We start from the raw sequence: 9,255 nt of genomic DNA on the forward strand, positions 1-9,255 counted from the left end.
ACGGCTCCAGCCTGGCCCACTGCGCGCTCGTCAGATCCCCACGTCCCACACGGTGATCATCACAGAGCTTGATCGACTTCTGAAACGCACCCTAGTCATCGAGCGCAACGGTCACCCCTCCGGCCCTGGTGCCCTTCGAGGGCAACTTCCATTCGGTCCGCTGGGCCCGGACCGGACCGGAAGAGCGCCCGGTGGCTATCGGTCCCGGCTGCTTGCGCCGAGGGGGATGGTCAGGAGGGCCAGGCCCAGAGCGAGGACAGCCAGCCCGCACCAGGAGGCGGACGGCAGGCGTTCATCGAGGACGGTGACGCCCAGGACCGCTGCAACGGCGGGCTCAGCCAGGGTCAGCGAGGTGGCCACCGATGCCGGGGTGCGGCGCAGTCCGTGCCCGAAAAGGCGGTAGGCCAGGTAGACGGTGAACAGGGCGAGATACACAGCCACTGCGACGCCGCGGCTGGTGGCGAGCCAATGCATGTCGACGGACAGGACGAGCGGCAGAACAATCAGCCCGGCCGCGCCGAACAGCACGCCCATCACCGCGTCGGAAGGATGCCCGCGGGTGATGAGCCTGCCGCCGATCAGCGAGTAGGCGGCGTACGACAGTCCGGCGCATGCAGCGAGCGCGACGCCTGTCAGGTCGATCGGCGTGGCGTGGCCGGTGAGCTGGGGGCCCAGTACCAGAAGGGTGCAGCCCAGCACGGCGGCTGCGGTGGCGCCGGCCCAGCGTGCGGTCGGCCGCGCCTGTCCGGTGCTCCAGGACAGCAGTCCGGCAAAAACCGGCGCGCTGCCCAGCGCGATCACGGTGGCCACCGCCACGCCGGTGCGGGCCACCGCCGGGTAGAACGTGACCGGATAGCCGGCCACCGCCAGCGCACCGAGGACGAGCAGCCACCGCTCGGGGCGCGTGCAGGCGGCGGGCAGCGAGCGCGCGCCGCGGGAGGTGAGGAACAGCAGGATGCCGCCGAGGGTGAGACCGGCGCAGCCGATGGCCGCCGCCGGTGCGCCGACGGGTGCCAGAGAACTGGCGGTCCCGGTCGTCCCCCACAGCACGGCCGAGGTGAGGATGGGTGTGGGGCCGCCGAGGAGACCGAGGCGAGAAGGGCGCGCGCCGGGGGCGGCCGGGCGCGTGGGAGTCAGAGGGGTAGTGCGGTTCGGCACAGTCGTGATCTTCCGTCGTCGAATGCTGTCTGGGACTCGATCCGAAACGGGCGCACGACAAGAGCCCCTGACCGCCCCGCGGGTCGGTCGGGGCCGGGGATCAAACCGTCAGTGTCTGCGCCCGGTCAGGCGCAGAGCGGCGGCAGAGCGACGTGCCAGTAGGTGTTCACCCCGTGATATTACCTGCCTGGGACGCGGCCGCGGGCGCTGGTTCGGGGCTGCCACCTGCGGGCGAGCGTGCCGGAGGCGAGTCGGCGGAGGGCAAACCGCCACCGAACGCGGGACACCGCCGAGGACGCCCGGCGCCCTGTGCACGCTGGTCCGGCCGGGTGCCCGGTCACTCTTCCGGGCCGCGGGTGAACCACAGCACCCGCACCAGGTCCGCCGCCCTGCGGCGCCAGCCCGCCTCGCGGGTGCCGACACCGCCCGGTCGACCATGTCTCCGGGCCTGGCACGCCGCCCAGGCCACGGGGGCGGCGCACGGCTGGACGGCACGTCTGCTCGCCGCGGTCCGAAAAACGCTGATCACCGCCCTGTGCTGTCGTCCTACCGACGAGCCCGTCCCCTACTGCGAACTCCGGACCCTTACTGCATTCGTGGATGCGGACGCCGTCGGGCTGTCGCACCCGCCGGTGCAGCGTGACGGGTTGAACGCCCGCAGCCGCCAGCCGGGCGGCCGACCTTGTGGCCCAGGCCGGCGTCCGGCGCCGTGGCGGGTGTCACTCGCAGAACACCTGCGCCTTTCCGTCGGGCTGGTCGACGTCGACGGTGACCTCGTCGAGCTGATCGATGAGCTCCTCGAGATGCTGCGTCTTGAGCTCGTGAGGTCGAGCGGTACCCCTGACTTGTTCAGCTCCGCGTTGACCCGGGTGAGCGCCTGCGGAGGGATGAGGCTCGCGAGCCGGACCCCGGCACGCAGCGGCTGTAGCGGGATCTGGACGTTGACGCGGCCTGGCCCGTCGCCGCCGGAGTCGTCCGTCCAGGTCACCACCACGCGCAGGTACTTGGGTCGGGTTTTCGGGCGGGGCGCGGCTGCCGGCGGCGAGGCGGGCTGCTCTCGCTCAAGGGCGCCGATCAGCCGCTCGGCCTCGTGGGCGGTGATCCTTCCCTCGGCCGGCATCTGCAGGATCTGGCGCTGCTCGTTCATTGTTGCTCTTCCCCTCTGACTCATCTGACGCTTACCAGCACAGCTGTTCGACCCTGCTCGATCGCGAACCGGGTGCCGGGCAGCGCCCACAGCAGTTGCCCGGTGCCGCACAGCGCGCCCACCGGGCTCACCCGGGTGGCGAGACATGCGACCAGTCCAGCCAGCACGGTGAGCAGCAGTAGCGGGGACAGCACCAGCAGGACCGGCAGGACAGGGACGTACAGCCGCAGCCGGCGGCCGTCGGGACGGTGATGGCGTACCGTCACCAGGCGCGGCATCATCGGGACTTCTCCAGCTCGGCCAGTGCCTCCTGGACGCTGATCGTCCGCCGACTCCCGTCGTCCGTGATCCGTGGTGTCCCCGTGGTGGCCCGCAGTGCGGTCGTCCCAGGGAGCACGGCGTCGACGTAACCGCGCTCCGGCGGGCGGGCCGTACGCCGAAAAGCGCACGATCTGGTCGTGCGCGTTCGCCGACAGCCCGACACACACCCGCCAAGAGACGGACGTCGCCGCGGCTGGGCTGGTACCGCCACCGTGCGCCAGGGGCCTGCCTGGAACTGAGGGTCGTTAGCCCATCCGCTCTCCTGTGGCAATACCTCCACCGTGTCGGTCGCTGCTCCAGCGACCTGCGTAAATGTTCATGCGAGAGCAGTTACTACGCCTGCCCGGGTGACGCATGTGCCGATGCCTCCTGTTGCGAGGCTGACGGAGTGTCGGTTGCCTCGTCGGTGGAGCACAACAGCGGCGCCGCGCAGACAGGCCGGCCCCTGCTTCGTCGGAGGATTCCCTTGCGAAACACCCACGTTGGCGCTGGTATCGGCCTGGTCATCGGTGTCCTGGCTCTGCAGAGTCCGGCCGCTGCCGCCGCCGATGACTCAGATCTCCACATCCGGCCGAGGAATGCCTCCCCTGGCTCCACGGTCACCGTCACCACCACGGCCTGCGGCCCGGACGTGACCTACGGCAAGGGCGAGTCGGAGGCGGGGGGGTCGTTCCACCTTTTCGAAGGTGACCGCGAGGGCGAGCTCACCGGCGAGTTCCAGATCCCGGAAGGGGGAAGGGTCGACACCGACACCGTCACCGTGAAGTGCCCGCCACGGACCAAGATCGCGGATACCTACCGGATCACCGGCCGGCAACCGAACGGCGCCGTCGAAGCCGGCTTCGGAGACGCCAAGGACACCGATACCCAAATCGCCGTGGGCGGTGTGCTGCTCGCCGCAGCCGCCGCCGGGTGTCTGGTCAGGATGCGCAGCCGTTCGCACAGCAGCCGAACCTGACCGCCAAGACCCCGCCACACCGGCCCGACGCCGCATTCGCCCCGAGGACCGCGGGAATGAACCCCACCCGGCTGCAGGCAAGAGGCTCAACCGTGAGGGAACCCCGGCACAAGGCCGGCGCGCCCCCACCCACGTTCGTCCCCCCGGTCAAGTATCTGGCCCTGGCACTGGTGACAGGTAGCGTGCTGGTGATCGGCGCGATGCTCGACAGGCAGCCACCGCAGCCCTCGGCCGGCCAGGCCTTCTCCACCCCCTCAGCAGGCGGCACACCCGGCCGCACTGCCCCAGCAACACTCCCCGCCGTCCAGCCGCTGCCCCCCGCAAAGCCCGTCCGGCTTCGCATCCCCGCCATCAACGTCAACGCTCCCCTGACAAAGCTGGACCTCGACCGGGCGGGGGCGCTGCAGCCCCCGCCCGCCGACAACCCCAACCTTGCCGGCTGGTACGGCGAGGGCACGCCACCAGGTTCAACAGGCACAGCCCTGACCACAGGGCACGTGGACCTGCCCACTGGCAGCCCCGGCGTTTTCTACGAGCTCGGCGCCCTGGTCAAGGGCGACATGATCGAGATCAGCCGGGCAGACGGGCGCACGGCCGTATTCACCGTCGGCGCCGTGGAGGCCTACGACAAGGAGAGATTCCCCAACGAGAAGGTCTACGGCAGCTCCGACCTGCCCGAACTACGGGTGATCACCTGCGGCGGCTACGTCAAGGGCAGTGGATACCAGGGCAACGTCGTGGTCTACGCGACGCTCACCGCAGTCAAACAGCCGAACGGCCACTTCCCGGCAGGGTAAAGGGCCCAGGAATGGCCAGCGCTCCTGCCTCTGTCCTTCCTGCTGCCCCTCACCACCTCTCACCGCACCGGCGGCCAGGCCAGTACATCGACCTACCCGTGCGGCCCGAACGTTCCGGAGGGCGCAGGTGCTCGAGTCTGCCCGCCAGAACCACGTGCAGGGTGGGGCACCGGTCGCTGCACGTGCAGCGGTAGCACTGCCGGAACGGGAAGGTGCTGCCGATGGTGCTGCGGGCGCCCTCCCCGATGTGGCCGGACGGTTCAGCGGCACCACGGTGACGAGCCGGAGTGGTCCCACTTCGTGAAGATCAAGAACGCCTTGAGCCGGCTCTACCAGAAAGTCGTGCCTGACCAACGTGTATCCCGGGCCCACCTCAGTGCCCCGGCAGTCGGCGGACTGCGCCCGTGCCCAGCGTGATCACGGCCCGGGGCCGCATGGATTCCTCGCCGCGCCGGGAGAGCAGGACCCCCTCCTCCACCACGGCCGGCAGTGCGCCGAGCCGCACGGCGCACTCGGCAGCCAGACGCTGCGGATCCCGTGTGCGGCCGAGGGACAGGTGCGGGGTGAAGCGGCCGCCGCGCCCGTAGCACAGCGGGAACCGCAGCCCCAGCATCCTGTGGAGACGGGCCCACGGCGCCAGACCCGCCGCGGCCGGATCGAGCCACAGCGTCGCGTCATGGCGGTGCCGGAAGTACCGCACGCCGGCCAGACGCGCGGTGAACGCCGCGCTCTCCGCCGCGGCGGCGCAGAGCAGCGGCACAGCCAGCGCGAACTCCTCCTCCGGTACGAAGCCGAACAGCAGATTCACGTGCGGCGGCCATCTTCGTACCTGCGGATCGTGCTCCCAGCGGATGTCCTGGATCGCCGGCCAGAGCTCCCGCGGCGGGAGCCACGCCACCGCCGTCCTGGCCGTCGGCGCCACCTCGAGCGCATCCACCGGCTGGGCCCCACCGAAAACCTGGTTTCCGTCCACACTGCCATGGTCCGACCTCGCCGAGTCACACGAACGCACGATGGTGATGCTGCTCGACGGTGCAGGTGTGATCCCGGCGAGCACGCCGTGGCCCCGGGAGCACCGAGCGCCGTACCGCCGCCCTGGTGCGGCCCGAACGGATTTACGGGAACCGAGCACGGGCCGCGGCGAGGGCCGGAAGCGCGACGGACGACGACTGGACCGTCTGGCGTCGCTCGCCCTGCGGCGAGATACCACTCACGCCGCCCGTCGCTCGGCCTTGCCGCCGATGCCCAGAGCGCCTACGCGCCGACGCTCTGGCTGAAGAAGAGTGCGGGGAGCACCGTCAGCGTGCGGAGCGAGCAGGAGTGACATGGCGCTCGCCCCACTCACGCAGCGCCCCAGGTGTGATCGTGCCCATCCTGCGTTGTCCCACGGCCGACTGTGAGAGTCCCCCGGAAAATCTGGTGAGCCGCTGCCTGCCCCGGTTATCCTGCCTTGTCCTGAACAGGCCAGGGAGGCCCCTCACCATGAGCAGCACCACGTTGCCCTTTCCCGATCGGATCGAGCTCACGGGGGAAGGTCTCGTCCTGCGCGACTGGACAGAAGCGGACCTGGCCGCGATGCCGGATCTGTTCGACCACCCCGACATCGCGTACTGGACGCCGATCGTCTCCCCCTTCGACGAAGCGGCCGCCCGCGCACGACTGGACCGGGACCGGCAGCTGCGGGCGGAGGGCACGACCATCCTGCTCGCCATCACCGTCGACGGTCGCGCACCGCTCGGCGAGGTGATGCTGCGGCGTGCCCCCGAGGGCATAGAGCTCGGCTACGCGATCGGCCCGGCGCACCGCGGCCAGGGGCTGGCTGCGCGGGCGGTGCGGGTGATGGCTGTGTATGCCTTCGAGCAGCTGGGCGTGGAACAGGTGATCCTGGAGTTGGAGGCCGAAAACGCCGCCAGCGTCGCCGTGGCCACCAAGGCGGGCTTCAGCCTGCTCGACGTGCCGCTGATCAAGGGTGAGGAAAAGGGACGGCCCTATGCCCTGCAGACGTGGGGCCTGAATCTCCCCTGATCCTGGAGCCCCCGTCCCTTTGCGGTGCCGATCGTGATGTCAGCGTGCGACTTCGTGGTTCGTCAGCACGAGGAGGAGATCTCCCGCTCAAGCGCCGGGACAGAGCCGCTCATTGGACAGACCCACGGCCGGGCGCGCCGCACGCATGAGGTGTGCTCAGACCCCGTCTGCCGACACCCGCTTTTGCGGCTGCCAGTAGCCACGCTGTCAGCGAGGTCCGTTACCTTCGGGCCATGTCGATCACCGCACAACTGCACGACTCGGTGAGGCTGCCGGGTGGAGACGCACTGGTCAATGGATTCGCCTTCGAGAGCCGCGGGGACGGGCCGCGCCGCGCCCTTCTCCAAAACGGGCGCGAGCTGGAGGTCTACAACCTGTACGAGGTCTTCGCGGGGGAGCGCGCGCCGACCGCTGTCTTCCCTGTTCCCTGGCCGGGATGGGACCGCGGTGTCCACTCGATAAGCCCCGACGGCTCGTTCGCGGTGTTCTCGGGCCAGCGCGCGGTAAGGGCCGTGGGCGCGGGCGGAGAGACGCTGTGGACGTACCGGCATGGCTGCTGGGGGCCCGAGATCGGTCACACGCACACAGGGGATGAGCAGGAGGTGTGCCGCGGCCTCGAGCACGGATCCTGCCGGGTCTCCGACGACGGCCGACTCGTCTGGGCGCATGTCGTGGTCGAGTTGGAGGAGCAGGACTGGCAGGAGCGCTGGGTCGTCCTGGACGCCCGGGACGGACGAGAACTGGCACGGCTGCCACTGGACAGTGCGGCCTCCGGTTCGCACCACCTTTCCCATCCGGACGGTATCCACATGGGTCTCTGCATCGGAATGGGCCAGGACGGCATCTTGCTCCATTGGGCGCGCTGGGACGGCGAGAAGCTGATCGGCTGGGACCTCAACGAGAGCATGGACCGCATCCTGATGGATGTCCATGCCGGCCATCCGGGCTTCTTGACGGTCGAGCACTACGGAGCAGACCTGGAACTGCACGCCATGGACGGCACCGTGCTCGCCAGGGGGGTGTCGGAGCCGGGGGACGATGAGCCGCTCTGCTGGGACTACGGCTGCGGCTTCGTCGACGCCGACACCGTCATCGCCTCGACGGTCGAATCCGACGAGGACCGGGAACGGGCCCGCCACTGGCTGTTGGACGCCCGAACCCTGGAGATACGTGGGACGGTCGCATATCCCAAGGGGCCGGTGGACAGCTATGTGCGCCCACTCGGGGACGGGACCTGGCTTACCTATGACGGCGGGAGCGAGACGCTCAGTCGCTGGAGTGAAGCAGCGTCTTGAGCGCGGTGACGAGCTCGCGCCGAACTTCTTGAGGTGGTGACGACGACCTCGTCCGGCCGACGAGGGGGACGTAGGTCGGGATCAAGGCTTGTCAACGGTCACTCAATTCTCCCCGGAGGCGGCCACTTAACCAGCTTCTCCACCTGGGGCACCGCCGCATCGCCCGCCCTGGCAGCCGCGAAACCCACTTCACCCCGCTGTACCACCTCCGGCACGCCCTCCCGGCAGCCCTGTGGCCGGACTTGTACCCTGCGCCTGGCTCCGCACCGTCCCAGCGGCCGCCCGCGTGGTCGAGCTCGGTGTCGGAGCTGGCCTCCTGCCCGTCCAGGTCCAGTCGGCGACTGCCACGACGCCCCGTCGACCCCGGCGAAGCCCGCCGCCTGCCCGCTGCAGGACTGCTCGCCTGCAGCAGATGCCAGCCCGACGCGGCGCCGGGCATCATCGGCTCAGCCGCCCGGCCAGAGGGCGTGCGTCGTCAGTTCCCCGACGAGATGTGGGCGGCGATCTCCCGCGCCGGCCGGTCCGCCTCCGGCGACATGGCCCCGCCCCCTCGCGACCGCGCACGATGTCCGGCTGGGCGCCGCCCTTGCCCGGTGCGTTCCATGTTCCGGTGGCGGGCAGCGCCACCTCGGTCGCGTAGCAGGCGATGGTGCCCAGTCCGTCCGGCGCGTCGACGGCGGCCCGGGCGGCGGCGACCGCTTCGGCTGGCTCGCCATCGAGCAGGGTCAAGTCCGGCTTCGGCGCAGCAGGGCGATGACGGCCCCGGCCGGCGCCCGCACCGATCCTCCGCCAGGTGCCGCGCCGAAAGGGGACGAAGCGGCAGAACACCAGGGCGAAACGCGGTGGCAGAGCCTGCACGCCCGCCTGGTGGAGGTGGTGCGGGAAGTAAGGGCCCGGGCCGCTCGCGCGGCGGGTTCATCAGCAAGCTTCATTTGAGCGCGGACGGCCGCTGCCGCCCACTGTCCCTGATCGTCACACCGGGCCAGCGGGCGGAGCGACTGCTGCTGGAGCTCGACCCTCCGGCGTGACCCGGGACTGCCGCGCAGCCGTCCCGGATCACCGGCAGGACGCCGAGCAGGAGCATCGCCACGCCCGGACTGCTCCGTCCGCCCCGCAAACGACCCGGCCGTGGCCGTCGGGCGTCCGTGCGGACGAGCGGACGAGCGGACGAGCGGACGAGCGGACGAGCCGAAGGACGCACAAGCGCACGGAACCGGCGCTGCGGCGACATTCCACGCCACCGACACACGCCTGCGAGCGGCCGGTACCCCCGGCCCGCTCACCACCCACCGTGCGCACCGCCATCCGGCGCCTGCGCCCGCCGACGCCCGGCCCCCTCCCTCCGCGAGCCGCTCCCGAAACACCCGGCGCCCGGCCCCGGCGCCCGGCCTGCCACCAGCGCAATTTCTCGCACCACGGTCCACGCCACCGACACAATGCCGGCGGCCCGAGCGCCCGCCCCCGGCCGACCGACCACGAGAAGCGGGCGGCCAGCCCACCGGAGGCGTTCCGATGGCCTCAAACCACCGAAGGGCATATGCATGGAGTAGCAAA

General features: G+C 70.7%; 8 protein-coding genes. 4 read left to right on the top strand and 4 right to left on the bottom strand.

Going from position 1 to position 9,255, the window contains the following annotated elements:
• Nucleotides 1-195: 195 nt before the first annotated feature.
• From ABT114_RS49410 to ABT114_RS49415, 3 genes are all read right to left on the bottom strand, one after another.
• A complete protein-coding gene (locus ABT114_RS49410) occupies nt 196-1,158 on the bottom strand; it encodes a DMT family transporter (protein WP_351153687.1) in 963 nt (320 codons plus the stop codon).
• Nucleotides 1,159-1,723: 565 nt separating this feature from the next.
• Entirely contained in the window at nt 1,724-2,329 is a 606-nt protein-coding gene (locus ABT114_RS50845) for a hypothetical protein (protein WP_502988535.1), read from the bottom strand.
• The gene (locus tag ABT114_RS49415; protein ID WP_351153689.1) at nt 2,326-2,586 is read right to left on the bottom strand and encodes a hypothetical protein; all 261 of its coding nucleotides are present in this window, start codon (nt 2,584-2,586) and stop codon (nt 2,326-2,328) included. The genes ABT114_RS50845 and ABT114_RS49415 overlap by 4 nt, the downstream gene beginning before the upstream one ends.
• A 506-nt stretch (nt 2,587-3,092) precedes the next feature.
• Here ABT114_RS49415 and ABT114_RS49420 point away from each other — a divergent pair.
• Both ABT114_RS49420 and ABT114_RS49425 read left to right on the top strand, forming a co-directional pair.
• A complete protein-coding gene (locus ABT114_RS49420; protein ID WP_351153692.1) occupies nt 3,093-3,584 on the top strand; it encodes a sortase in 492 nt (163 codons plus the stop codon).
• A 92-nt stretch (nt 3,585-3,676) separates the two neighbouring features.
• Nucleotides 3,677-4,381, top strand: a complete 705-nt coding sequence (locus tag ABT114_RS49425; RefSeq protein WP_502988536.1) for a class F sortase — start codon at nt 3,677-3,679, stop codon at nt 4,379-4,381.
• Nucleotides 4,382-4,754: 373 nt separating this feature from the next.
• Here the strand turns inward: ABT114_RS49425 and ABT114_RS49430 are convergent, their stop codons facing one another.
• Nucleotides 4,755-5,354 (bottom strand): 2'-5' RNA ligase family protein, encoded by a 600-nt coding sequence (locus ABT114_RS49430; RefSeq protein WP_351153695.1) that lies wholly within the window; start codon nt 5,352-5,354, stop codon nt 4,755-4,757.
• Between the two features lie 509 nt (nt 5,355-5,863).
• On the opposite strand from ABT114_RS49430, the gene ABT114_RS49435 reads away from it, so the two are divergent.
• Together ABT114_RS49435 and ABT114_RS49440 are read left to right on the top strand one after the other, a co-directional pair.
• Nucleotides 5,864-6,406, top strand: coding sequence for a GNAT family N-acetyltransferase (locus tag ABT114_RS49435; protein ID WP_351153697.1), 543 nt, complete (start codon nt 5,864-5,866; stop codon nt 6,404-6,406).
• 233 nt (nt 6,407-6,639) lie between these two features.
• On the top strand, nt 6,640-7,701 hold the full coding sequence (locus ABT114_RS49440) for a hypothetical protein (RefSeq protein ID WP_351153700.1): 1,062 nt from the start codon (nt 6,640-6,642) through the stop codon (nt 7,699-7,701).
• The last annotated feature ends 1,554 nt before the right edge of the window (nt 7,702-9,255 follow it).

It is taken from the genome of Streptomyces sp. NPDC002088 (genome assembly GCF_040296605.1).
GTDB lineage: Bacteria > Actinomycetota > Actinomycetes > Streptomycetales > Streptomycetaceae > Streptomyces.